This window comes from Pseudomonas sp. CIP-10 (assembly GCF_020911845.1).
Taxonomy (GTDB): Bacteria; Pseudomonadota; Gammaproteobacteria; order Pseudomonadales; family Pseudomonadaceae; genus Aquipseudomonas; species Aquipseudomonas alloputida.
In genome coordinates this window covers 1,907,280-1,930,913 of the sequence record NZ_CP087160.1, presented here as the reverse complement: position 1 = coordinate 1,930,913, position 23,634 = coordinate 1,907,280, and the positions used below count along the sequence as shown (strand labels likewise).

Below are 23,634 nucleotides of genomic sequence, written 5' to 3'. Positions count from 1 at the left end.
TCAGGTCATGCCGAGCGGTCGAAACTGCTCAGCGACCGACGCAGGCAGGCCTGCATGTAGGCCACTTGGCTCTCCAGCGCCTCGCGGGCCAGACGCTGGTCCTGGTAGTCCAGTTGCAGGCGGCGCAAGGCCAGACAACTGGTTTGCAGCAGGTGCGAGACCCGCAGGCAGGCGTCCTGCAGCGTCCGCAGGTCCTGCTCGCATTGTTGCCTCGCAACAGGGTCCAGCCCGGGGTTGTCGTTCACCTTGCGCATCAGGTGGTAAAGCTTGGCATCGGCCGATTCACGCAGCAGGCTGTATTGGGCGAAATCCAGCGAAGTACCTTGGTCAACCTGTTCCAGGGTGGGTTGCAGGTCCAGGGAGCGCAACAGCTCCAGCATTTCACCCCTCATTCGCCGTTCCCTGATGTTTGCCATGTGGCAACGCTAACAAGCGGTGGTGAAGTGCGACAACTGACAAAAATGCCAGTTGCCTTATCGCTCTTTACCCATGCCAGCATTCAGACGCGAGCGAAACAGTGGCCTGCACAAGCCATGGGAGGCTCACGCGGGTGAGTGGATGGCCCGAAGCGTCATCAACCCGGCCAGCGGCCACTCCCCTTCCAGTTCTGCCAGGCTGGCAGTGCTCATGGCTGCCGGCTGTTGCCTGTGGCCGTGCTCCAGCGCACCGACCAAGGTGCCTACCAGCGGCTGGTGGCTGACCAGCAGCACATGCTCAAGCCCCAGGCGCTCGATTTCGCCGATGACCTGCTGTACATCACCCTCGGGCGTCAGCCAGGGCACGGTGCGCACCGGTTCGGCGAAACCCAGGGTGTCATGCACCAGCGCAGCGGTCTGCTGGGCGCGTACGTAAGGGCTGGCGACAATCGCCTGCAATGGCTGCCCGATCAGGCAAGCCGCACTGTGCAGCACCTGCTCGCGACCATGGGCCGTCAACCGGCGCTCGGCATCTGTCTTGGCCCGCGGCTCAGCTTCACCGTGGCGCAGCACCCACAGCTTCACAGCTTGGGTTCCTCGTCACGCACCGGATGCGCGGCCGGTGCCACGGCGTGCGCGGCTTCACCTTCCGGCGCACGCGGGGCCGGCCAGTCTGCGAACGGCCATGGCTTCTGGTCGCTGTGGAAACTGCCGAAGCGACCGATCTGTGCCAGGTACTGGCTCAGGCTGTCGCCGAAGTTCATCAGGCTGGCGCTGGGCGCGCCATACACCAGTCGGTAGATCAGCTGTACCAGCACCAGGCCACCCAACAGCAACTCGGCCAGTTGCCAGACCACCAGGAACACCAGCATCCACAGCACCCGCAGGATGATCGACTCGCGCTGGGCGCGTTCGGGCGTATCGTTCATGTGTTGCTCCTTGCTCGTGTCAGAGCCGCCAAGGGCTCAGTTGAAACCGCTGATGGAAATGAAATCGACATCGGTCTTGGGCTCGGCGCGCATCAGGTGCTCGATCACCTGGTTCAGCGTGCGGCCTTCGAACAGGATGGCATGCAGGCCGGCCACCAGCGGCATGTACACCTGCACTTGCTGGGCCTTGGTCTTGAGCACCTTGAGCGTGTTGACCCCCTCGGCCACTTCGCCCAGGCGGTTGACTGCCTCTTCCAGGCTTTGACCCTGCCCCAGTGCGTAGCCAACCTGATAGTTGCGGCTCTTGGGCGAGGAGCAGGTGACGATCAGGTCACCGACACCGGCCAGGCCGAGGAAGGTCATGGGGTTGGCGCCCTGGCTGACGGCGAAACGGGTCATCTCGGCCAAGGCCCGGGTAATCAGCATGCTCTTGGTGTTCTCGCCCATCCCCAAGGCCACAGCCATGCCGGCGATGATCGCGTAGACGTTCTTCAATGCACCGCCCAGTTCGACGCCGAAACGGTCGGCACTGGCGTAGACGCGGAAGGTACGCCCGTGCAGCACGGCCTGTACCTCCTGGCACAGATCTTCGTGCTCACTGGCCACTACTGTGGCAGTCAGTGCATGTTCGGCGATTTCGCGCGCCAGGTTGGGCCCTGACAAAACGCCGATGCGCGCCTCGGGGGCGATTTCTTCGAGGATCTGGCTCATCAGCTTGAAGCTTTGCGCTTCGATGCCCTTGGTCAGGCTGACCAGGCCTTTGCCGCGCAGCAGCTCGGCATGCGGGGCCAGCACGCTGCGCAAGGCACTCGATGGCAGGGCAACGAAGATCAGCTCGCTGGCCTGCAGGGTGGCCAGCAAGTCGTTGACCGGCTCAACCCCATCGTGCAGGCGGATACCCTTGAGGTAGCGCGGATTCTCGCGATTCACACGCATGGCCTCGGCCTGCGCCGGGTCGCGCATCCATTGACGCACCGGCACACCGTTTTCCGCCAGCAGGTTCGCCACGGCGGTGCCGAAGCTACCGCCGCCCAGAACCGCAACAGGTTGCTGTTCAGTCATATCCAATCCATTAAAGCCAAAAGTTAAGTGGCGACCCCGCCATTATACGGCTCGCCTGCCATGCGCCAAGGTCAGCAACGCAGATCACACTGTCATGGCCACGTTGCAACAAATGCAGGCGCGAGCTTGCTGGCGATGCGCCGCACCGGCGGCGCTCGATTTCCGCCCCCACGAAAGCGTCAAGACAGGCACGCTGCAAAACCGCTGCAGATCACTGGAAAATACGCCAAGGTCAGTTACCATGCCTGTTTCAATCCTGAAACAAAGGCCGCTCCGTGTTCCCTGGCACGCCACCGTACCCGCGCCTGCTGTTATTGACCGCCCTGCTCGGCGGCCAGGCTGCGGCCGACGACCTGTTCATCGACACCCCCGACCTGCCACAGGTTCTGACCGCCACACGCCTGAAACAATCCCCCGCCGCTGTCCCGGGCAGCATGACCGTACTCGACAGCGAACTGATTCGCGCCAGCGGTGCCCGTGACATCCCCGAACTGCTGCGCCTGGTACCGGGCATGATGATCGGCTACGGTGCCGGCAATCAACCCACGGTCAACTACCACGGCAGCAACGTCAACGACGCACGGCGCATGCAGGTACTGATCGATGGCCGTTCGGTGTACCGCGCAGGCCTGGCCACGGTGGACTGGAGCGACATCCCCTTGGCCATGGAGGACATCGAGCGCATCGAGGTGTTCCGCGGCCCGAACACCGTCAGCTATGGCGCCAACGCGCTGATGGCAGTGGTCAACATCCTCACCCGCAACCCCGCCGACAGCCATGGTACACGGCTGAAAGTGACGCGCGGCCAGGACGGCATCAACGACTTCTATGCCAGCCACGGCTTCGGTTGGGACGGTGGCGACATGCGCCTGTCGCTGTCGGGCCAACAGGACGACGGCTTCGATGAGAACCAGTTCGGCCAGGACTACCGCGACAGCCGCCGCCTGACCCGCTTCAACCTCAGCGCCAACCACAACCTGGCGGTCGACCAGACCCTGGAGTGGCAACTGGCGGCCAAGGAAGGCAGCAATCAGCGGCCCTACACCTACCAGCCGGTGTTCCAGCAGTACGAGTCCGGGAACAATGCCGACGTCAACGCCAAGGACTATGCGGGCTCGTTGCGCTGGACCAAAGACTTCAGCGCTGAACACAGCCTTTATATCCAGGGCTCAGCCCAGCATTTTGACCGCCAGCAAGTCTGGCGCGCTTGCGATGCCTTGCAATCATTCAGCCCCGAATTGACTCAGATCTGGCAAATCAATCCCGATTTTGCCGAGAAAGTAGCGCGCGGAATCGCTGGAGGAACACCACTTTCGACCAGCGACCCTGTCCTGAGTGAGCTCCTGGAAAAGGTGAAACAGCAATGGAAGGAAGGTGGAGATCAGCAGGTCTGCGGCGACGTCGACCAGAGCACCCGCGAAACCCGCTACGACCTGGAAATCCAGGACACCCTGAGCCTGACCGACAGCCTGCGCCTGCTCAGCGGCATGAACTACCGCTATGATCGCGCCGACTCGCAGACCTACTTCAACGGCAGCATCGACGACCAGACCTGGCGCCTGTTCGGCCAGCTGGAATGGCGCGCCGACGAGCACTGGATCCTGCAGGGCGGCGCCATGCTCGAGGACTCCCGCCTGTCCGGCAGCTCGCTGACCCCGCGGGTGGCGATCAACTACCTGATCACCCCGCGCCATGGCCTGCGTGCGGTGTATTCCGAGGCTGTGCGCTCGCCAGACATGTTCGAGAACAACGTCAACTGGAGTTACACGGTCAAGAACCTGACCCCAACCCCTAATGCATTCAAGCTGCAAAACGGCGAATACTTCGTCAAGACCCGTGGCCCTGGCGACCTTGAACAGGAGCGCATGCGCTCGCGCGAGCTGGGCTACAACGGCTTTTTCAGCGACATCGACCTGAGCCTGGATGTAAAGCTGTTCTACGACGAGATCACCGGCATGATCAGCGAGCCGCTGAGGAACAACCAGTACATCGCCAGCAACGCCAACAAGGCCCGTTTCAGCGGCAGTGAGGCGCAAATGGACTGGCGCCCCACCCTGCGCGACCGCCTGCGTCTGACCTATGCCTACGTCGATGCCTGGGCCAGTAACCCCGACGACCGTCGCCTTAGCGCCCGCAACAGCGGCTCGGCCGGGTGGATGCGCGAATGGGGTGCCGGCTGGTCGAGCGCGCTGTTCTATTACGGTGACGATGCCCTCAACCAGTACCGCTACGAGCGTCTGGACCTGCGCCTGGCCAAGCGTTTTCGGGTGTATGGCAGCAACCTGGAGCTGGCGGCGCTGTGGCAGCAGCGCCTGGACGATGAACCGACCTCGGCCCTGCAGAACCGCTACGACAGCCGTCACCGCCTGAGCGTGAGCGCGGAGCTGGAGTTCTGATGGCCCTGCTGCTGCGCCTGTTGCTGCTCTGCCTGTGGCCGTTGGGGCCTTTGTCCGCCAGCGAAGTCCTGCTGGTTGGGGCTGAGGACCAGCCCGGTGTACGCAGCTTCATCGCCGCACTGGAAAGCCGCCGGCCACACGATCATGTGCAGTTTCGCACCACCACCGAACTGCCGCGCCCGGGCAAGCTCAAAGCCGACCAACGCCTGATCCTGCTCGACAACGCAGCACTGGAATGGCGCCTGGGCGAAACCGCCGGCCCGCCGGCGCTGGTCATGCGGGTCAGCCGGGTACAGGCTGAACAGCGCCTGGGAAAGTCGCGCCCCGCGTTCCTCACACTGTTGTGGAGCGACGCACCGTTGGGACGGCAACTGCGCCTGGCACGCTACTTGTTGCCGCAGGCCAGGCGCGTTGGCGTGCTGTACGGCGAGCACAGCAGCTTTCTGCTGGACGAACTGCGCCATGCTGCACGGCCGCTAGGCCTGGAGATCGTGGCCCAGGACTGGTCCGACCCGCGTGACAACCGGCCGCTGCAGCACCTGCTGGGCAACAGCGATGTGCTACTGGGCCTGGACGACCCTGACTTGTACAACTCCAAGACCGCAAAGAACCTGCTGTTGAGCAGTTATGGCCGGCAGATGGCACTGATCGGCCCGAACGCCGGCTTCGTTCGCGCCGGCGCCCTGGCCAGTACCTACAGCGACCAGGACGACTGGCTGTGGGTGCTCGACCAGTTGCTCGACCAGCCGCCGACACGCTGGCCGCGCAGCCTGTACCCAATGCGCTACGGGGTCAGTGGCAACCAGCAGGTGGCCCGGGCCCTGGGCCTTGAACCGATCGATCAGAACGCCGCCGTCAAGGCCCTGGCCGAGGGAGAACCCACCCCATGAGCAAACGCTTGAGCTGGGACATTCATACCCGCACGCAGATCATCAGTCTCGGCCCCGCCCTGCTACTGACCTTGCTCCTGATCAGTTTCTTCACCTTCGTACGCATCCAGGACCTGCGCCAGGAACTCAACCACACCGGGCAACTGATCGCCAACCAGTTGGCACCGGCGTCGGAGTATGGGGTGATTTCGGGCAACAACGAAGTGCTTGAAGGGCTGATGCGTGCCACCCTCAGCATCCCGCACGTGCGCTTTCTGGAAGTGCAGGACAGCCGCAACCACATCCTGGTGTACGTCGAGCAGTCCGACGAAAGTGCCAACCGCGCGCAACGGGTCGAAGTGTTCCAGGCGCCCATTCGCCTGCAGCAAATCCGCCTGGACAACGACTTCCTGCAACAGGGCAAAGCCACCACCCCGGCCATCGGTGACGACTACCTGGGCCGCGTGATCGTCGGCATGTCCGATGACGCCTTCAGTCAGCGCCAGCAGGAAATCGTGATCAAGGCCGGGATCCTGGCGTTGTTCGCCCTGCTGTTCACCTTCTTGCTGGCACGCCGCCTGGCCCTGAGCCTGGCCAAGCCGATCAGCGACATGGGCCATGCGGTCAAGGCAATTCAGCAAGGCAAGTACAACACCCCCTTGCCGGTCGTCGACGACAGCGAGCTGGGCCACTTGGCCCGCCACATCAACAACCTGGCCAGCGCCCTGGAACAGGCCAGTGCCGAACAGAAGCAGGCCATTGCCGAACTGATACAGGCCCGCGAGGAGGCCGAACAGGCCAACCGCGCCAAATCGGATTTCCTGGCGATGATGAGCCATGAGTTGCGCACCCCGATGAATGGCGTGCTGGGCATGCTGCAACTGCTGGAAACCACGCCGCTGAGCAATGAACAGGCCGATTACACGGCAGTGGCCAGCGAGTCCACCGGGCACTTGCTGAAGGTCATCAACGACATCCTCGATTTTTCGCGCATCGAACGCGCCGCGCTGCAGCTGGAGCACATCGACTTCAACCTGGGCGAGCTGATCACCAGCAGTGTCCAGTCGTTCCAGCACAGCGCCCAGCAACGCGGCCTGGGCCTGCACCTGCAACTGCCGGCCGGCATCGAGCAGTTGCAGGTGAACGGCGACCCCACGCGCATCCGCCAGATCCTGCTGAACCTGGTGGGCAACGCCCTGAAGTTCACCGAACGTGGCCAGGTGCAAGTTGACGCACGCTGGCAGGTGCTCGACCGGCAGCTGATCTGGCTGACCTGCAGCGTGCGCGACACCGGCATCGGCATCGACAGCGACCGCCTGGAAATGATGTTCGTCGCCTTCCAGCAGGCCGACAGCTCGATTTCCCGTCGTTATGGCGGTACCGGGCTGGGGCTGTCGATCGCTCGTACCTTGGCCGAGCGCATGGGCGGCAAGCTCCGCGGTGAAAGCCGTGAGGGCCTGGGTTCGACCTTTACCCTGGAGATGCCGCTGGCACTCGCCACCCCTGCCCCCATCCCGCTGACGCCGCCAACGGCTGCACGAACGACGGTGCCGGACAATGATCAGGTACTGCTGGTGGAGGACAATCCGGTCAACCGCAGTGTCGTGGAAGCCATGCTGCGCAGCCTGGGGCTGGCAGTATGCACGGCAGAAGATGGCCTTGAAGCCGTCGAGCGGGTCGGCCAGCAGCGCTTTGCTGCCGTGCTGATGGATTGCCGCCTGCCGCACCTGGACGGCTATGAAGCCACCCGACGCATCCGCCAGTTGCCCAACGGCGCTGGGCTACCGATCATCGCCCTGACCGCCAACGCGTTGCAGGGCGACCGCGAACGTTGCATGGCCGCTGGTATGGACGATTACCTGAGCAAACCCTTGCGCCGTACCGAATTGCAGCAGGTGCTGCAGCGCTGGTTACCCGGTCAGACAACCGCGACTGGCGATAAATGCTAAAGTGCGGCAGTCTTAAACACTGGACAGGACCTTCATCGGACCTGAAAATAGACGTTTCAGTGCACACCTGTACTTCTTTCACCAGGTGCGCTGTGACTTTCACCACAACGCAATAGTCTACCTGTAGGCTGCCGTCTCGAAGCGCTTGGTTTTCGGGCCGGCCGGGAAGATTCATCCCCTGCCGCAGGGGGTTATTGAGGAGCTCGCATGACCAAACAACACGCCTTTACTCGGGAAGACCTGCTGCGCTGCAGTCGCGGTGAGCTGTTCGGCCCAGGTAATGCGCAACTGCCCGCGCCGAACATGCTGATGGTCGATCGCATCACCCATATCAGCGAAGAAGGCGGCAAGTACGGCAAAGGTGAGTTGGTCGCCGAGCTGGATATCAACCCGGACCTGTGGTTCTTCGCCTGCCATTTCGAAGGCGATCCGGTCATGCCGGGCTGCCTGGGCCTCGACGCCATGTGGCAGCTGGTTGGCTTCTTCCTCGGCTGGCAGGGCCTGCCAGGCCGTGGCCGCGCCCTGGGTTCGGGCGAGGTGAAATTCTTTGGCCAGGTACTGCCTGAAGCCAAGAAAGTCACGTACAACATTCACATCAAGCGCGTCCTGAAGGGCAAGCTGAACATGGCCATCGCCGATGGCTCGGTCAGCGTCGACGGCCGCGAGATCTACACTGCCGAAGGCCTGCGGGTCGGCGTGTTCACCTCCACTGACAATTTCTAAGGGTTATTCGCATGCGCCGCGTCGTTATCACTGGTCTGGGCATCGTATCGTGCCTGGGCAATGACAAAGCTACCGTCACCGAAAACCTGCGCAACAGCCGTCCGGGTATCCGTTTCAACCCGGAATACAAGGAAATGGGGCTGCGTAGCCAGGTTTCCGGTTCCATCGACCTCAACCTCGAAGAACTGATCGACCGCAAGGTTTACCGCTTCGTCGGCCATGCGGCTGCCTACGCCTACCTGGCCATGCAGGACGCGATCAAGGACGCCGGCCTGACCGAAGAGCAGGTTTCCAACCCGCGTACCGGCCTGGTGGCCGGTTCCGGCGGCGCCTCGACCCTGAACCAGATGGAAGCGCTGGACACCCTGCGTGAGAAAGGCGTCAAGCGCGTCGGCCCATACCGCGTTACCCGCACCATGGGCAGCACCGTGTCGGCATGCCTGGCCACCCCGTTCAAGATCAAGGGCATCAACTACTCGATCTCGTCGGCCTGCGCCACTTCGGCTCACTGCATCGGTACCGCACTGGAGCAGATCCAGTGGGGCAAGCAGGACATCGTCTTCGCCGGTGGTGGTGAAGAAGAGCACTGGAGCCAGTCGTTCCTGTTCGATGCCATGGGCGCCCTGTCGACCAAGCGCAACGAAACCCCGGAACTGGCCTCGCGCGCCTACGACGCTGACCGTGATGGTTTCGTCATCGCTGGCGGTGGCGGCATGGTCGTGGTCGAGGAACTGGAACACGCCCTGGCCCGCGGCGCCAAGATCTACGCCGAAATCGTTGGCTACGGTGCGACTTCCGACGGCTACGACATGGTTGCACCGAGCGGCGAAGGCGCCATCCGCTGCATGCAGCAGGCGCTGTCCACTGTCGACACCCCGATCGACTACCTGAACACCCACGGTACCTCGACCCCGGTCGGTGACGTGGCCGAGATCAAGGGCGTGCGTGCCGTGTTCGGCGACAAGGCGCCGAAGATCAGCTCTACCAAGAGCCTGTCGGGTCACTCGCTGGGCGCTGCCGGCGTGCACGAGGCGATCTACTGCCTGCTGATGATGGAAAACAACTTCATCGCCGGCTCTGCCAACATCGACGAGCTGGATCCGGAAGTCGCCGACTTGCCAATCCTGCGTAAAACCGAAGAAAACGCCAAGATCGACACGGTCATGAGCAACAGCTTCGGCTTCGGCGGCACCAACGCCACCCTGGTGCTCAAGCGCTGGGAAGGCAAGTAAGACGCTGCTGCTGTCAATGAAAACGCCCCGACTGGTTCGGGGCGTTTTTGTTTGTATTGCCTGTGCGGGCCTCTTCGCGGGTAAACCCACCACACAAGCCTTCAGCGCTGTGCCCACCCTGTAGGAGCGGGTTTACCCGCGAAGAGGCCCGCACAGGTCACTGCTGTACCTTGGGCAACACCGCCAGAAAATTCTCCCGGGCCACCTTGTGCGCCACCGCCTCCGGCAAGGCATCCAGAAACGGCTTGAACCCGTGCATCTGCTCCCCCAGGCTGCCGAACCGCCCCACCACATCCGACCCCAGCATGAACCGCTCCGGGTACTTCTCGACCAGCGCCAACCATGCCTTGCGCGGCACGCCCTGCTCATCCAGCAAATACGGCTGCAGCACACTCCACGACAAATCGACATACAGGTTCGGGTAGTCCTCCAGCAATCGCGTCAGCACCGGCAGTAGAAAGTCCATCTGCGTCTGGTGGCGGTGTATCTCCATGCTGCTGCCCGCATGCGCCCAGATGAATCGCGTGTGCGGATGGTTGCGCAGCGGCTCTTCGATCTCCGCCAGGTACAGCGGGTTGCGCTCGCGCTTGGAGGTGATGTTGGAATGCAGCAGCACGGGCAGGTCGCGCTCGGCCGCCAGGTGGTAGATACGCGTCATGGCTTCATTATTGGCACGTGGCGTGTCGCCACTGGTCAGCGCTGTCAGGTCATCATGTCGGGTGAACACCTCGCCGATGCCCTGCCACAGCCCCGGGTACATATCGAGCATGCGCTCGATATGGCTGACAGCATTCTTGTCCACCGGGTTGAAACCACTGAGGAACGGGTGGAACCGCTTGCGCTGCTCACTTGGCAATTGCTGCAGCGCCGCCGCCACGTAAGTGTCGGTGGCGCTGTACCAATAGGCGTCGGCGTCATCACCGGCGTAGTAGCGCGGGCGCTTGGGCTCGTCTTCGTGCCATTTCTTGGCCACGGGTATGCCTGAAATCATCGACTGCTCAACCCCTGCGGCATCCATGGCCTTGATCAGCGCCGGCATGCCTTCACTTTCCTGGAAGAAGTCCACGTAGTGCAAGTGGGCATCACTGTAGCGGTACTCGCGCGCCTGGGCCGCCTGGCACAGCCAGCCGAACAACAGCACACAAGCCAGCGCTCTGGCGGTCATGGTCATCTTCCTCATGCAAGTACGAACCCAGTAGACCAGGCGGCCGCCAAGACGGTTCAGCCACGGCGGGCAAACCGCTATGCTTGAGGCACTTCCACCGTGCCTGGAGCCTTCCCCATGAGCAGCCCACTGGTCATCCACCCCCGAGCCGAGACGGTCGAGGGCCAGCCGATCCTGCGCCCGCTGCCATCAGCCCAGTGCCGCAGCGTCGGCCCGTTCGTGTTCTTCGACCACATGCTCGAAACAGACTATGCCCCGGGGCATGGCATGGACATCCGCCAGCACCCGCATATCGGCCTGTCCACCCTGACCTACCTGTTCGAAGGCGCAATCCTGCACAAGGACAGCCTCGGCTCGGCGCAGCGGGTGCTGCCTGGTGATGTCAGCTGGATGACTGCGGGCAGCGGCGTCGCCCATGTCGAGCGCACCCCGGAAGATGCCCTGGCCCATGGTTCGCGCCTGCATGGGCTGCAGGTATGGCTGGCGTCGCCACGCGCGTTTGAGCAAGGCCCGGCAAGTTACAGCCATCACCCCGCCGAGAGCCTGCCCGTCAGTGACAGCCTGGGTGTACGTATCTGCATGATTGCGGGCAGCGGGTTCTGCCTGGCGTCACCGGTGCCGGTGCTGTCCCCTACCCTTTATGCGCATGTCCGGATGCAACCGGCGACCACCTTGCTGGTACCGACCGAGCATGTGCAGCGGGCGCTGTACGTGCTCGATGGTGAGTTGATGATGAACGATGAAGACGTGGAGCCGTGCACCCTGGTGGTGTTGCCGCAGGGCGAAGAGGTGACATTGTATGCCGAGGGTGAATGCCAACTGGTACTGATTGGCGGCGCACCGCTGGATGGGCCGCGTCGGATGAACTGGAACTTCGTCGCCAGCGACCCGGAGCTGATCGAGCGGGCCCGGGCCAGATGGGCTGCGGGGGATTGGCCGGAGGTGCCGGGGGAACATTCGAGGATCGAGTTGCCTCGGTGATCGGGGCCGCTTTGCGGCCCTTCGCGGGTAAACCCGCTCCTACACCTGATCGGGGGTGGACACAGGTCGGTGATTGGGCGCAGGCCGTCGTGTAGGCGCGGGTTTACCCGCGAAGGGCTGCAAAGCAGCCCCCTGCAATCTCAGCGCTGGAATACTTCACTCAGCAGATTATGCATCGAACGAAACGCTCGCTCGGAAGTGCGCCGGTTATACTGCATCTTGCCCGGCACATTGGCATTCGGGTCGGTAAACGAGTGCACCGCGCCGCCATAACTGAGCAACTGCCAGTCCACCTTGGCCGCGTTCATCTCGTCCTCGAATGCTGGCAACTGCTCCTTAGGCACCAATGGGTCGGAGGCACCGTGCAACACCAGCACCGAGCCCTTGATGTGCTTGGCATCTTCAGGGTCCGGCGTGTCCAGGGTGCCGTGGAACGACACGGCCGCACGCAGGTCGGCGCCGCTACGGGCCAGTTCCAACGCACAGCAGCCACCGAAGCAGAAGCCGAAGGTGGCCACCTTGCCAGGCTCCAGCAGCGCCTTCGACTGCCCCAGCAATTGCGCCAGGGCTTCCTGCATGCGCTTGCGCAGTTCGCCACGGTCATTCTTCAGCGGCATCATCGCCACGCCTGCTTCATCGGCATTGGACGGGCGCACCGATTGCCCGTACAGGTCGGCGATCAGCACCACATAGCCCTTCTCGGCCACTTCCTTGGCAATGCGCTCGGCACCTTCACCAATGCCCATCCAGTTCGGCGCCATCACCAGCCCTGGGCGGCCCAGCGCACCCGGCTCATAGACCAAACGGCTTTCGAAGGCCTTGCCAGACAGGTGATAAACCAGCGATTCGACGATTACTTTGCTCATCAAGCACTCCTTTGGCACTCGTCATAAAAAAGCCCGCCGAAGCGGGCTTTGCTGTGCATCAACTCAAGCAGACAGCTCGACCAGTAGCTTGTTCAGGCGACGAACGTATGCCGCCGGGTCCTTCAGGCTGTCACCGGCCGCCAGGGCCGCCTGATCGAACAGGATGTGTGACAGCTCGGCGAAACGGTCTTCGCTCTGCTCGTGGTCCAGCTTCTCGATCAGCGGGTGGCTCGGGTTGAACTCGAAGATCGGCTTGGACTCCGGCACTTTCTGCCCGCTGGCTTCCAGGATCTGGCGCATCTGCAGGCCCAAGTCCTGCTCGCCGATGGCCAGGATCGCCGGCGAATCGGTCAGGCGGTGCGAGACGCGCACTTCGGCCACGCTGTCACCCAGCGCACCTTTCAGTCGCTCGACCAAACCTTCCTTGTCCTTGGCGACTTCTTCCTGGGCTTTCTTGTCTTCTTCCGAATCCAGCTTGCCCAGGTCCAGGTCACCACGGGCAATATCGACAAAGGCCTTGCCGTCGAATTCGTTGAGGTAGCTCATCAGCCACTCGTCGATGCGGTCAGTGAGCAGCAGCACTTCGATGCCTTTCTTGCGGAAGACTTCCAGGTGCGGGCTGTTCTTGACCTGCGCGTACGACTCGCCGGTGAGGTAATAGATCTTGTCCTGACCTTCCTTGGCGCGGGCCAGGTAGTCGGCCAGGGCGACGCTCTGCTCGCCGCTGTCGTCCTGGGTGGAAGCAAAGCGCAGCAGGCCGGCGATTTTCTCCTTGTTGGCAAAATCTTCGGCCGGGCCCTCTTTCAGCACCTGACCGAAGTTTTTCCAGAAGCCCTTGTATTGCTCGGGTTCGTTCTTCGCCAGCTTCTCCAGCATGTCCAGCACACGCTTGGTCAGCGCGGTCTTCATCGAATCGATGATCGGGTCTTTCTGCAGGATTTCACGCGACACGTTCAGCGACAGGTCGTTGGAATCAACCACACCCTTGATGAAGCGCAGGTACAGCGGCAGGAACGACTCGGCCTGGTCCATGATGAACACACGCTGCACGTACAGCTTCAGGCCGCGCGGTGCTTCGCGCTGGTACAGGTCGAACGGCGCACGGGCCGGCACGTACAGCAGCGAGTTGTATTCAAGCTTGCCTTCGACCTTGTTGTGGCTCCAGGCCAGCGGGTTTTCGAAGTCATGGCCGATGTGCTTGTAGAACTCCTGGTATTCCTCGTCCTTCACCTCGGTGCGCGAACGGGTCCACAGGGCGCTGGCACGGTTGACGGTTTCCCACTCTTCGGCCGGCTGCTCTTCACCTTCAGCGGCGGCCTGCTCTTTCGGCAGTTGAATCGGCAGGGCGATGTGGTCGGAGTATTTCTTGACCACGTTGCGCAGGCGCCAGCCATCGGCGAACTCCTGCTCGTCCTTCTTCAGGTGCAGGACGATACGGGTACCGCGCTGTGGTTTGTCGATGGTGGCGACTTCGAATTCGCCCTCGCCTTTCGACGACCAGTGCACACCTTCGGCCGCGGGCTGGCCCGCACGGCGGCTGTACACGTCGACCTTGTCGGCAACGATGAACGCGGAGTAGAAGCCCACGCCGAACTGACCGATCAGGTGCGAGTCCTTCTTCTGGTCACCGGTGAGGTTCTTCATGAAGTCGGCAGTGCCGGACTTGGCGATGGTGCCCAGGTGGGCAATGACGTCTTCGCGGCTCATGCCGATGCCGTTGTCCTCGAGGGTCACGGTACCGGCGTCCTTGTCGAAGCTCAGGCGAATCTTCAGGTCAGCATCGCCTTCGAGCAGCTCTGGCTTGGCCAGGGCTTCGAAACGCAGCTTGTCGGCGGCGTCGGAAGCATTGGAAATCAGCTCCCGCAGGAAGATTTCCTTGTTCGAGTACAGCGAGTGAATCATGAGGTGCAGCAGTTGCTTCACCTCGGTCTGGAAGCCCAACGTTTCCTTTTGTGTTTCCACAGTCATGGTCTTCGAAACTCCGATCTGATGGCGGTGACGCCTGGCGGCCGGTTCGGCCAGCGTTAACGGCGGATGTCATGCAGATGGGGGCTGCCCGGATGATTTCAAGGGCTTTTCCGGTTCGATCTTGAAATGCGCACGGGCCGTGGCAATCGGCGACTGCCTGTCGCCCTGCCAGGCGGTGATGGCCACGTTGGTCACCCGCCGGCCCTGACGCCACAGCTGGCACTGGGCGTAGGTATCGCGAAAATGCCCGGCGCGCAGGTAGTCGATAGAAAAGTCGATGATCTTCGGAATGCTTGCGCTCTCGCTGTAGATCAGCAGGTACAGCGCTGCCGACAGCTCCATGAAGCCGGCGATCACGCCGCCATGAATGGCCGGTAGCAGTGGGTTGCCGATATTGTCCGGGCTTGCCGGCAGGCGGAACAACACATCATCGCCCTGACGTTCGCATTCGATGCCGATCAGCCCGGCATAGGGAATCAGCGCCAGCAATGGTCGATAGTCGCCCACCGCATGGGCGGCGTTGAGCTGCTGGCGCACCGCGTGCGGAATCATGCCTTGCCCTCCTTCAGACTGTCGCCGAAACGGATGCCGCCCTTGATGTCCTGGCCCAGGCGCATGAACGTGCCCACCACCTGGCAGATGGGCTGGTCGGGGTCGTCCTGGTAGGCGGTGCCACGGGTAAAGATCACGTCGCGGGTAACACGGTAGCACTGGGCGTGGCCGTAGATGTCCTTGCCAGCCTCAGCCGGGTGCATGTAGTCGATGCGCAGGTCCAACGTCGGGCACACTTCGAAGCGCGGCAGCACACACAACGTGGCCATGCCACAGGTGGTGTCCATCAGCGTGGTCAGCGCACCGCCGTGCACGGCACCGGTTTGCGGGTTGCCGACAATCGCTGGCGACCATGGCAGGACCAGGGTCATGCCATCACCATCAGCCTGCGCCACGCGCATCTGCAACAGCTGACAATGTTTTAACGCCGAGAGAAAGCGTTCGGCCATTGCCATCAAGGTTGAATCGTTCATCGGCTGTTCCCACCGGCCGCAGGGCAGCGGCATAAATTCGTTAAAAAGTCTATGTAGAACGGGGCGTTATATATCTGTAATCTTCGTGGAACTTATTCCGCGTAGTTGCACTCGAAGGAACAAGTCACTTATTCCACCAAGGAGAAACACCCCCATGCGTAAACCTTTTGCTTTTGCTCTGATGCTGGCCGCTGCCATGGGCCTGGCTGCTTGCGATAAAGCGAGCGAAGACAAAGCCCAGGACGCACAGCAACACGCCGAGCAAGCCCAGGAAAAAATGGGTGAAGCTCAGGATAAGATGAACGAAGCCGCCAAGGAAAACGCCGAAGCTGCCAAAGATCAGGCCGAAGCCGAGCAGAAGGCTGCCGAAGAAGCCGCTCCGGCTACTCCGGCTCCAGCTACGCCGGCAGAACCTGCCAAGCAGTAACTCGCGTCAACAAAAAAACCCGACAACTGTCGGGTTTTTTTGTGTTTGCAAGTTGCAGCTTAAACGTTTAACCCAATAGTTCACTCGCCGCCGGCATTTATCAGCACCCGCCGCGTGCCGCGCAGTAAATTTTGCGGGCGGGTTCTCGTTCAAAGTACAACCCCGCGACGTGTCTCGGAGGAACTTACTTTGGCCGGAACCCTGCATGAAACGTCCCCCCTTGGCCCGCCGGGCCCTGATCACCTTAGTTGGCCTGGCGACATTGCTGGCCGTAAGTGCCTGGCAAATCATGCCACCCCGCCATGATGGCCTGAATACCGTCACTGTCAGCCGGGGTGATATCGAGAGCAGCGTTACCGCTATCGGCACCTTGCAGCCACGCCGTTATGTTGACGTCGGCGCCCAGGCATCCGGGCAGATCCGTGCCATCAAGGTCGAGGTCGGCGACGCGGTGCAAGAAGGCCAGTTGCTGGTCGAGATCGACCCTTCCACGCAACAGGCCAAGCTGGACGCGGGACGCTACTCGGTCGAGAACCTGCAGGCACAGTTGCAAGAGCAACGTGCCCAGCATGAGCTGGCCCGGCAGAAGGCCGAGCGCCAGCAGAGCCTGGCGGCAGGCGGCGCCACGCGCGAAGAGGATGTGCAAACGGCGCGCGCCGAGCTCAAGGCCACCCAGGCGCGCATCGACATGATCCAGGCGCAGATTCGCCAGGCCCAGGCCAGCCTGCGCAGCGACCAGGCCGAACTGGGTTACACCCGCATCTATGCCCCCATGAGTGGCACCGTGGTCGCACTGGATGCCCGCGAGGGGCAGACGCTTAACGCCCAGCAGCAGACCCCGCTGATCCTGCGCATCGCCAAATTGTCACCGATGACAGTCTGGGCGGAAGTGTCGGAAGCGGACATTGGCCACGTCAAACCCGGCATGCACGCCTATTTCACCACCCTCAGCGGTGGCACCCGGCGCTGGAACAGCACTGTACGGCAGATCCTGCCGGTGCCGCCCAAGCCGCTGGAGCATGCCAACCAGGGCAGCGGCAGCCCGGCCAGCAAAAGCAATGGCCGGGTGGTGTTGTATACGGTGTTGCTGGACGTCGATAACGCCGACGGCGCCCTGATGGCAGAAATGACCACCCAGGTGTTCTTCGTCGCTGACCGTGCGCACAATGTGCTGACCGCCCCGATTTCCGCGCTCAACCCGGGCAAGCAGCCCGATCGCAGGCTGGCACAGGTACTGACGAAACACGGCGCCATTGAAAATCGCGAAGTGCGTACCGGCATCAGCGACCGCCTGCGCGTGCAGATTCTCGAAGGGCTGGAAGAAGGTGATCGCCTGCTGATCAGCCCCTTGCTCAGTGCAGGAGGGTAAATGCCAGTCCCACTGATTGAGCTGCGCGATATCCGCAAATGCTATGGCGGCGTCGATACACCGCAAATCGAGGTCTTGCGCGGTATCAACCTGAGCATTCACGCCGGTGAATTCGTCGCCATTGTCGGTACCTCCGGCTCAGGCAAGTCTACGCTGATGAACATCCTCGGCTGCCTGGACCGCCCCTCCAGTGGCGACTACCTGTTCGCGGGTGAACAGGTGGCCAGCCTGGACAGTGACGCACTCGCCTGGCTGCGGCGTGAAGCCTTCGGTTTCGTGTTCCAGGGCTATCACCTGATTGCCTCCGGCACCGCCCAGGAAAATGTCGAAATGCCGGCGATCTATGCCGGCACGCCTGCCGCCGAGCGCCACGCACGCGCCCATGCCCTGCTGACCCGCCTGGGCCTGGCCGAACGTACCGGTAATCGCCCGCACCAGTTGTCCGGCGGCCAGCAACAACGCGTATCGATAGCCCGCGCGCTGATGAACGGTGGCCACATCATTCTGGCAGACGAACCCACCGGCGCCCTCGACAGCCGCAGCGGTACCGAAGTCATGGCCCTGCTCGACGAACTGGCCAGCCAGGGCCATGTGGTGATCCTCATCACCCACGACCGGGAAGTCGCCGCACGGGCCAAGCGCATCATCGAAATCCGCGATGGCCAGATCATCAGCGACCAGGCCCAGCCTGAGCCACTGCCCGCTGCGCACCCTGAGGTCGACGTGCTGCAGGCCGTCGACCTGCGCCAGCGCCTGAACGACGGCAGCGAGCACAACGGTGCCTGGAAAGGCGAACTGCTGGACGCCGTCAAGGCGGCGTGGAGGGTGATGTGGATCAACCGCTTCCGCACCGCACTGACGTTGCTGGGCATCATCATCGGCGTGGCGTCGGTGGTGGTCATGCTGGCAGTGGGTGAAGGCAGCAAGCGCCAGGTCATGGCGCAGATGGGCGCCTTCGGCTCCAACATCATCTACCTCAACGGCAAGCCACCCGCCCCCAGGGCGCCGGAAGGCATCATCACCCTGGATGACACCCGCGCCATCGCCACCCTGCCCCAGGTGCGCATGATCATGCCCGTCAATGGCGGCAAGGCCGGTGTGCGCTATGGCAACCAGGACCTGAAGCTCTATGTCGGCGGCTCCAACACCTACTTCCCGCAGATATTCAACTGGCCAGTGGCGCAGGGCAGTTTCTTCACCGAGGCCGACGAAGCCGCCGGCGCGGCAGTGGCAGTGATTGGCGAAAAGACCCGGGAAAAACTGTTTGCCGACCGCAACCCGGTGGGCCAGTACATTCTCATCGAGAACGCACCGTTCCAGGTCATCGGGGTGCTGGCCGGCAAGGGCGCCAGCTCTGGCGACCAGGATGCCGACGCCCGAGTGATGGTGCCCTACACCACCGCCAGCGTGCGCCTGTTCGGCAACCAGGCCCCGGAATACGTGGTGATCGCCGCCGCAGATGCGCGCCAGGTGAAGCAGACCGAGCAGGTCATCGACCAGTTGCTGCTGAAACTGCACAACGGCGTAACCGACTTCGAACTGACCAACAATGCGGCGATGATCCAGGCCGAAGCCAAAACGCAGAACGCGCTGTCGCTGATGCTGGGCGCCATTGCCGCCATTTCGCTGCTGGTGGGCGGCATCGGGGTGATGAACATCATGCTGATGACTGTGCGCGAGCGCACACGGGAAATTGGTATCCGCATGGCCACCGGCGCGCGCCAGCGCGACATCCTGCGCCAGTTCCTTACTGAAGCCGTGATGCTGACGATGGTCGGCGGCGTCAGCGGCATCGCCCTGGCATTACTGATCGGCGGCGCCCTGAGCCTGGGCCAGGTCACCGTCGCCTTCTCGCTGCCTGCCGCCATCGGTGCCTTCGCCTGCGCGGTGGTCACCGGTATCGCGTTCGGCTTCATGCCCGCCCGCAAGGCTGCACGGCTCGACCCGGTGGCCGCCCTTACCAGCGTATGAGTACCCCAACGTTGATCAAACCCTTGCCCCTGCTCGGCGCCTGCCTGCTGCTGAGCGCCTGCGCCACCCCTGCAACGCCGCCGCAACACGGTGTGCATACCCCGGCCCGCTGGCAGGCGGCCGCGCCTCAGTGCACACCACGCCACTTGACCGGCTGGTGGCAGTCGTTCGGCAGCCCGGCACTGAACCAGCTGGTGGAGCAAGCCCGCACCGACAGCTTCGAAATCGGCGCGGCCATGGCCCGGGTTCGCCAGGCACAGGCTGATGCGGTCATTGCCGGCGGCCCCTTGCTGCCCGAGGTGACCGGGGCAGCCAATGCCAACCGCGAGCGCCTGCAGCACGGCAACGGCTACAGCCAACTGAATTCCAGCCCGACCCAGCGCACCACTCATTACCTGGATGTGGCCCTGAAGGCCAGCTATGAGGTGGACTTCTGGGGCGGCAACGCGGCAGCCCGCGAGAGTGCCCTGCGCGGCCTGCAAGCCAGTGAGTTCGACCGCGCGACCGTTGAACTGACCTTGCTCGGCAAGGTTGCCGACAGCTACATGCAGGCGCTGGCCTTCCAGCAGCAGGGGCGGATTGCCGACCTTAACCTGGCCAATGCCGAGCGTGTCCTGCAACTGGTGCAAACCCGCTTCGATGCAGGCTCGGCCACAGCACTGGAACTGGCCCAGCAACAAAGCCTGGTCGCCACCCAGCAACGGCAACGCCCGCTTTACCAGCAACAGGCCCGGGAGGCCCTGATCACCCTGGCGACCCTGGTCGGGCAGCCAGTGCAGGACCTGCAACTGGGCCACACGCGTTTTGAACAGCTCAACTGGCCCTCGATCGATGCGGGCCTGCCCAGCGAACTGATCAGCCGTCGGCCGGACATCGCCAATGCCGAGGCCAAGCTGGCGGCGGCTCAGGCCAATGTGCGCGTAGCCCGCGCGGCGATGCTGCCCAAACTCAACCTGACGCTGATCGTCGGCAGCGGCGCCGATCACTTCCCGGACGTCTTGCGCAACCCCTTCACCAGCCTCGCCGCAGGCCTGGTCACGCCGGTGTTCAACAACGGCCGCCTGCGCGCTGAACGCGACAAGGCGGTAGCAAGCCAGGAGGAACTGCTGCAGAACTACCGCGGCGCCATCCTGGCCGGTTTCGGCGATGTGGAAAAGGCCCTCAATACCCTGGACGGTATCGACCGGCAACTGCATTGGCAGGCGTTCGAACTGCAACAGGCGCGTAAAGCCTTCGACATCGCCGAAAGCCGCTACCAGGCGGGCGCCGAGGACCTGCTGACCGTCCTGCAAACCCAACGCACCCTGTACCAGGCTCAGGACGAGGATGTGCAACTGCGCCTCAAGCGGGTCATGGGCAGCATCGCCCTGTACAAGGCCCTGGGCGGCGGCTGGCAGGTCGCTGGCGCTGAACCGGGTGCCGCACCTGGCGCTTAAACATCGGCAGGTGCGGTTCGTCTTTATCCATGGACAGCACCCGACACGTCGCACTCGCCCCCTCACAGGAAGCCCTATGAACGCACCCTCTTTCAGTCTGATCCTGGCCGATGGCCGCAAAGCCAGTGCCCAGGATGAAACGCCAGAGAGCGGTAGCCTGCGCCTCGACAGCAGCGCCGCCATCCCCTACCGGGAGGTCGACAACCGCATCGTCTTCGAGCAACTTCCGCCAGCATTTCCGGCCAGCGCGATGCTGGCAGTGCTGGCGACCCGTTTCTGCCACCGCAAACAATGCAACGAGGTGAATGTGCAGGTCCCTGGCGACCGGGAATTTGCCGTGCGTGCGGTACGCGAAGGCATTTTCGATCACTGGCAGGTCGACGACCAAGGCAGGCTTGCCCTGCGCTGTACCCGCCAGACCTTCTGGCAGCAACCCCTGCCATGGCTTCGCGAGCCGGCCAGCGTGCACACGGCCCCGCGTTATTGCTTCAGCGGCGAGAAACGCCACCCGCAACGCCCGCCCAAACCGGCGGGCGAAGTCTATCGACGCCATCTGCCGAAGCTGAACGCCACCTTTTCACTGCGCACCATCGACCCGGTGAAGGACCTTGCAGCCTTCAACCGCTGGATGAACCTGGAGCAAGTCGCGTTCTTCTGGGAGCAGACCGGCACCCCGGAAGAACATGCGCAATACATTCGCGAAATGCTCGACGACCCGCGCGTACACCCGCTGATCGGCTGCTTCGACGACGAACCCTTCGCCTACTTTGAAGTGTACTGGTGCAAGGAAGACCGCATCGCCCCCTACTACGACGTCGCCGATTACGACCGTGGCTGGCATGTGGTGATCGGCGAACCCAAGCACCAGGGCATCGGCAAACTGCGCGGCTGGTTCCGCTCGCTGATGCATTACATGTTCCTCGATGACCCACGCACCCAGCGGATTCTCGGCGAGCCGCGCATCGACCATACGCGCCAGATCGACTTCCTCAAGTCCCAGGGCTTCGGCCACCTGAAGGACATTCAACTGGCCCACAAGAAAGCCGCTCTGCTGCGTCTGGAGCGCGAAGCCTTCTTTGATGACCACGTCCTTTGATCCGCCTGGAGAAGACTTCCCCATGATTCGCAAACCGCTCAGCGCGACCCGCGAGCTTGCCCAGTTGCTCAAGCCGTTCTGGCCCATCGTGCTGGTTTCCATACTGTTGGGCATCCTCGGCGGCTTCAGCGTCACCACGCTGCTGGCCACCATCAACCGCGCCCTCAACAGCGAAGCAGGGCTGACCCACGCCGTGCTGTGGTTGTTTGCCGGCCTCTGCGTGCTGACCTTGCTCAGCAGCATCTTCTCCGACATGGGCACCAATTTCGTTGGCCAGAAGATCATTGCCAAACTGCGCAAGGAGCTGGGCGAAAAAGTGCTTTCGGCGCCCATCGAGCAGATCGAGCGCTATCGCAGCCACCGCCTGATACCGGTGCTGACCCACGATATCGATACCATCAGCGATTTCTCGTTCGCCTTCGCCCCCCTGACCATTTCGCTGACGGTGACGCTGGGCTGCATGGGCTACCTGGCAACATTGTCCGGCCCGCTGTTCCTGCTGATGCTGCTGGCATTGGGCGCCGGCATCACCGCCCAGGTCATCGCCCGCACGCGCGGCATCAAGGGGTTCAATAGCGCCCGCGAGGCCGAGGACGACCTGCAGAAGCATTACAACGCCATTGCCCAGGGCGCCAAGGAGCTGCGCATACACCGGCCGCGCCGGTATCGCATGTTCACCCGGCACATCCAGGGGATCAGCGAGCGGATCAGCGCCATCCAGATCAAGGCAGTCAATACCTACATCCTGGCCAAGACGTTCGGCTCAACGCTGTTCTTCATCGTCATCGGCCTGGCCCTGGCCCTGCAGAGCACCTGGACAAGCGTCGATCAGGCGGCAATGACCGGCTTCGTGCTGGTGCTGCTGTACATGAAAGGCCCACTGGACCATCTGGTCAGCGTACTGCCGCTGGTCAGCAAGGCACAGGTGGCATTCCAGCGCATTGCCGAGCTGTCAGAGCAGTTTTCCTCGCCCGAACCGAACCTGCTGCTCGACGGCCAAGGCGCACCGCGCCAAACCATCACCAGCCTGGAACTGCGCAATGTGCAGTATGCATTTCCGGCCGTCGAGGGCAGCACGCCGTTTCGCCTGGGCCCGGTGAACCTCACGATCAACCAGGGCGACATCGTGTTCATCGTCGGCGAGAACGGTTGTGGCAAGACCACGCTGATCAAGCTGCTGCTTGGCCTGTATGCGCCGCACAGTGGTGACATCCTGCTGGATGGTCAGCCGGTCTCGGTGCTTGACCGGGATGACTACCGACAACTGTTCACCACCATTTTCGCCGACTACTACCTGTTCGACGACGTGGTCCAGGGTGACCAGCAGATTCCCGACGATGCGACCCAATACCTGCAACGCCTGGAGATCGCGCACAAGGTCAGCGTACGTGACGGCGCCTTCACCACCACCGACCTGTCCACTGGGCAACGCAAGCGCCTGGCCCTGATCAGCGCCTGGCTGGAGCAGCGCCCGGTACTGGTGTTCGACGAGTGGGCAGCCGATCAGGACCCAACCTTCCGCCGCATCTTCTACACAGAGCTGCTGCCGGACCTCAAGCGCCTGGGCAAGACCATCATTGTCATCTCCCACGATGACCGCTACTTCGATATTGCCGACCAGTTGGTACACATGGACAGCGGCAAGGTTCGCACCGCAGCCCAGCCGGCCTGACCGGCTGCATCCCTCGCCCCGACCAGGTCGGCTACAACCCTGGCCGGGGCCTGCCCACCCGCCCCGTCACCCACACGCCCGC

Annotated in this window: 21 protein-coding genes; 12 read left to right on the top strand and 9 right to left on the bottom strand. The window is 62.8% G+C overall.

Going from position 1 to position 23,634, the window contains the following annotated elements; all coding sequences use genetic code 11:
- Positions 1-5 precede the first annotated feature (5 nt).
- From LMH93_RS08605 to LMH93_RS08590, 4 genes are all read right to left on the bottom strand, one after another.
- Entirely contained in the window at positions 6-380 is a 375-nt protein-coding gene (locus tag LMH93_RS08605; protein WP_017148204.1) for a hypothetical protein, read from the bottom strand.
- A gap of 162 nt (positions 381-542) precedes the next feature.
- Positions 543-1,001 carry a phosphohistidine phosphatase SixA gene (sixA, locus tag LMH93_RS08600; protein WP_003251497.1) on the bottom strand — a complete coding sequence of 153 codons (459 nt, stop codon included), beginning with the start codon at positions 999-1,001 and terminating at the stop codon, positions 543-545.
- Positions 998-1,345, bottom strand: coding sequence for a DUF4389 domain-containing protein (locus LMH93_RS08595; RefSeq protein WP_003251499.1), 348 nt, complete (start codon positions 1,343-1,345; stop codon positions 998-1,000). Before LMH93_RS08595 ends, sixA begins: the two co-directional genes overlap by 4 nt.
- Positions 1,346-1,381: 36 nt before the next feature.
- Positions 1,382-2,407: an NAD(P)H-dependent glycerol-3-phosphate dehydrogenase gene (locus tag LMH93_RS08590; RefSeq protein ID WP_100774338.1), complete on the bottom strand. Its 1,026-nt coding sequence runs from the start codon at positions 2,405-2,407 to the stop codon at positions 1,382-1,384.
- Between the two features lie 275 nt (positions 2,408-2,682).
- On the opposite strand from LMH93_RS08590, the gene LMH93_RS08585 reads away from it, so the two are divergent.
- From LMH93_RS08585 to fabB, 5 genes are all read left to right on the top strand, one after another.
- Positions 2,683-4,803 carry a TonB-dependent receptor plug domain-containing protein gene (locus LMH93_RS08585; protein ID WP_230065014.1) on the top strand — a complete coding sequence of 707 codons (2,121 nt, stop codon included), beginning with the start codon at positions 2,683-2,685 and terminating at the stop codon, positions 4,801-4,803.
- A complete protein-coding gene (locus tag LMH93_RS08580; RefSeq protein WP_003251504.1) occupies positions 4,803-5,693 on the top strand; it encodes an ABC transporter substrate-binding protein in 891 nt (296 codons plus the stop codon). The genes LMH93_RS08585 and LMH93_RS08580 overlap by 1 nt, the downstream gene beginning before the upstream one ends.
- A complete protein-coding gene (locus tag LMH93_RS08575) occupies positions 5,690-7,621 on the top strand; it encodes an ATP-binding protein (protein ID WP_004576958.1) in 1,932 nt (643 codons plus the stop codon). Before LMH93_RS08580 ends, LMH93_RS08575 begins: the two co-directional genes overlap by 4 nt.
- Positions 7,622-7,828: 207 nt before the next feature.
- Positions 7,829-8,344 carry a 3-hydroxyacyl-[acyl-carrier-protein] dehydratase FabA gene (gene fabA / locus LMH93_RS08570; RefSeq protein ID WP_003251509.1) on the top strand — a complete coding sequence of 172 codons (516 nt, stop codon included), beginning with the start codon at positions 7,829-7,831 and terminating at the stop codon, positions 8,342-8,344.
- Between the two features lie 11 nt (positions 8,345-8,355).
- Complete coding sequence (gene fabB / locus LMH93_RS08565; protein ID WP_003251511.1) at positions 8,356-9,576, top strand: beta-ketoacyl-ACP synthase I; 1,221 nt, start codon at positions 8,356-8,358, stop codon at positions 9,574-9,576.
- Between the two features lie 157 nt (positions 9,577-9,733).
- Here the strand turns inward: fabB and LMH93_RS08560 are convergent, their stop codons facing one another.
- The gene (locus tag LMH93_RS08560; RefSeq protein WP_003251513.1) at positions 9,734-10,741 is read right to left on the bottom strand and encodes an amidohydrolase family protein; all 1,008 of its coding nucleotides are present in this window, start codon (positions 10,739-10,741) and stop codon (positions 9,734-9,736) included.
- A gap of 117 nt (positions 10,742-10,858) precedes the next feature.
- On the opposite strand from LMH93_RS08560, the gene LMH93_RS08555 reads away from it, so the two are divergent.
- Positions 10,859-11,722 (top strand): pirin family protein, encoded by an 864-nt coding sequence (locus tag LMH93_RS08555; protein WP_003251514.1) that lies wholly within the window; start codon positions 10,859-10,861, stop codon positions 11,720-11,722.
- Positions 11,723-11,862: 140 nt separating this feature from the next.
- Here LMH93_RS08555 and LMH93_RS08550 read toward each other — a convergent pair whose 3' ends face one another.
- The 4 genes from LMH93_RS08550 to LMH93_RS08535 all read right to left on the bottom strand — a co-directional run bounded on the left by LMH93_RS08550 (position 11,863) and on the right by LMH93_RS08535 (position 15,581).
- Entirely contained in the window at positions 11,863-12,588 is a 726-nt protein-coding gene (locus tag LMH93_RS08550; protein WP_003251516.1) for a dienelactone hydrolase family protein, read from the bottom strand.
- 63 nt (positions 12,589-12,651) lie between these two features.
- The gene (htpG, locus tag LMH93_RS08545) at positions 12,652-14,556 is read right to left on the bottom strand and encodes a molecular chaperone HtpG (protein WP_012051738.1); all 1,905 of its coding nucleotides are present in this window, start codon (positions 14,554-14,556) and stop codon (positions 12,652-12,654) included.
- Positions 14,557-14,625: 69 nt separating this feature from the next.
- On the bottom strand, positions 14,626-15,108 hold the full coding sequence (locus LMH93_RS08540; protein ID WP_003251519.1) for a PaaI family thioesterase: 483 nt from the start codon (positions 15,106-15,108) through the stop codon (positions 14,626-14,628).
- Positions 15,105-15,581, bottom strand: a complete 477-nt coding sequence (locus tag LMH93_RS08535; RefSeq protein WP_003251521.1) for a PaaI family thioesterase — start codon at positions 15,579-15,581, stop codon at positions 15,105-15,107. The genes LMH93_RS08540 and LMH93_RS08535 overlap by 4 nt, the downstream gene beginning before the upstream one ends.
- Before the next feature lie 154 nt (positions 15,582-15,735).
- Here LMH93_RS08535 and LMH93_RS08530 point away from each other — a divergent pair, with 154 nt between their 5' ends.
- The 6 genes from LMH93_RS08530 (at position 15,736) to LMH93_RS08505 (ending at position 23,552) form a co-directional block, all read left to right on the top strand.
- Positions 15,736-16,008 carry a hypothetical protein gene (locus LMH93_RS08530; RefSeq protein WP_003251523.1) on the top strand — a complete coding sequence of 91 codons (273 nt, stop codon included), beginning with the start codon at positions 15,736-15,738 and terminating at the stop codon, positions 16,006-16,008.
- 205 nt (positions 16,009-16,213) lie between these two features.
- Positions 16,214-17,377, top strand: a complete 1,164-nt coding sequence (locus LMH93_RS08525) for an efflux RND transporter periplasmic adaptor subunit (RefSeq protein ID WP_019750845.1) — start codon at positions 16,214-16,216, stop codon at positions 17,375-17,377.
- A complete protein-coding gene (locus LMH93_RS08520; RefSeq protein WP_230065013.1) occupies positions 17,378-19,348 on the top strand; it encodes a MacB family efflux pump subunit in 1,971 nt (656 codons plus the stop codon).
- Positions 19,345-20,784 (top strand): efflux transporter outer membrane subunit, encoded by a 1,440-nt coding sequence (locus LMH93_RS08515; protein WP_070095857.1) that lies wholly within the window; start codon positions 19,345-19,347, stop codon positions 20,782-20,784. Before LMH93_RS08520 ends, LMH93_RS08515 begins: the two co-directional genes overlap by 4 nt.
- 76 nt (positions 20,785-20,860) lie before the next feature.
- Positions 20,861-21,880 (top strand): GNAT family N-acetyltransferase, encoded by a 1,020-nt coding sequence (locus LMH93_RS08510; RefSeq protein ID WP_003251532.1) that lies wholly within the window; start codon positions 20,861-20,863, stop codon positions 21,878-21,880.
- 22 nt (positions 21,881-21,902) lie between these two features.
- Positions 21,903-23,552, top strand: a complete 1,650-nt coding sequence (locus tag LMH93_RS08505; protein ID WP_003251534.1) for a cyclic peptide export ABC transporter — start codon at positions 21,903-21,905, stop codon at positions 23,550-23,552.
- Positions 23,553-23,634 lie beyond the last annotated feature (82 nt).

What these genes read in the sequence shown, in the direction of transcription:
- fabB (WP_003251511.1), top strand. Translation starts at nt 8,356, where the DNA reads ATGCGCCGCGTCGTTATCACTGGTCTGGGCATCGTATCGTGCCTGGGC.
- LMH93_RS08575 (WP_004576958.1), top strand. Translation starts at nt 5,690, where the DNA reads ATGAGCAAACGCTTGAGCTGGGACATTCATACCCGCACGCAGATCATC.
- LMH93_RS08510 (WP_003251532.1), top strand. Translation starts at nt 20,861, where the DNA reads ATGAACGCACCCTCTTTCAGTCTGATCCTGGCCGATGGCCGCAAAGCC.
- LMH93_RS08535 (WP_003251521.1), bottom strand. Translation starts at nt 15,581, where the DNA reads ATGAACGATTCAACCTTGATGGCAATGGCCGAACGCTTTCTCTCGGCG.
- LMH93_RS08540 (WP_003251519.1), bottom strand. Translation starts at nt 15,108, where the DNA reads ATGATTCCGCACGCGGTGCGCCAGCAGCTCAACGCCGCCCATGCGGTG.
- fabA (WP_003251509.1), top strand. Translation starts at nt 7,829, where the DNA reads ATGACCAAACAACACGCCTTTACTCGGGAAGACCTGCTGCGCTGCAGT.
- LMH93_RS08555 (WP_003251514.1), top strand. Translation starts at nt 10,859, where the DNA reads ATGAGCAGCCCACTGGTCATCCACCCCCGAGCCGAGACGGTCGAGGGC.
- LMH93_RS08580 (WP_003251504.1), top strand. Translation starts at nt 4,803, where the DNA reads ATGGCCCTGCTGCTGCGCCTGTTGCTGCTCTGCCTGTGGCCGTTGGGG.
- LMH93_RS08505 (WP_003251534.1), top strand. Translation starts at nt 21,903, where the DNA reads ATGATTCGCAAACCGCTCAGCGCGACCCGCGAGCTTGCCCAGTTGCTC.
- LMH93_RS08560 (WP_003251513.1), bottom strand. Translation starts at nt 10,741, where the DNA reads ATGACCGCCAGAGCGCTGGCTTGTGTGCTGTTGTTCGGCTGGCTGTGC.
- LMH93_RS08515 (WP_070095857.1), top strand. Translation starts at nt 19,345, where the DNA reads ATGAGTACCCCAACGTTGATCAAACCCTTGCCCCTGCTCGGCGCCTGC.
- LMH93_RS08525 (WP_019750845.1), top strand. Translation starts at nt 16,214, where the DNA reads ATGAAACGTCCCCCCTTGGCCCGCCGGGCCCTGATCACCTTAGTTGGC.
- LMH93_RS08530 (WP_003251523.1), top strand. Translation starts at nt 15,736, where the DNA reads ATGCGTAAACCTTTTGCTTTTGCTCTGATGCTGGCCGCTGCCATGGGC.
- LMH93_RS08520 (WP_230065013.1), top strand. Translation starts at nt 17,378, where the DNA reads ATGCCAGTCCCACTGATTGAGCTGCGCGATATCCGCAAATGCTATGGC.
- LMH93_RS08590 (WP_100774338.1), bottom strand. Translation starts at nt 2,407, where the DNA reads ATGACTGAACAGCAACCTGTTGCGGTTCTGGGCGGCGGTAGCTTCGGC.
- LMH93_RS08550 (WP_003251516.1), bottom strand. Translation starts at nt 12,588, where the DNA reads ATGAGCAAAGTAATCGTCGAATCGCTGGTTTATCACCTGTCTGGCAAG.
- LMH93_RS08595 (WP_003251499.1), bottom strand. Translation starts at nt 1,345, where the DNA reads ATGAACGATACGCCCGAACGCGCCCAGCGCGAGTCGATCATCCTGCGG.
- LMH93_RS08605 (WP_017148204.1), bottom strand. Translation starts at nt 380, where the DNA reads ATGCTGGAGCTGTTGCGCTCCCTGGACCTGCAACCCACCCTGGAACAG.
- htpG (WP_012051738.1), bottom strand. Translation starts at nt 14,556, where the DNA reads ATGACTGTGGAAACACAAAAGGAAACGTTGGGCTTCCAGACCGAGGTG.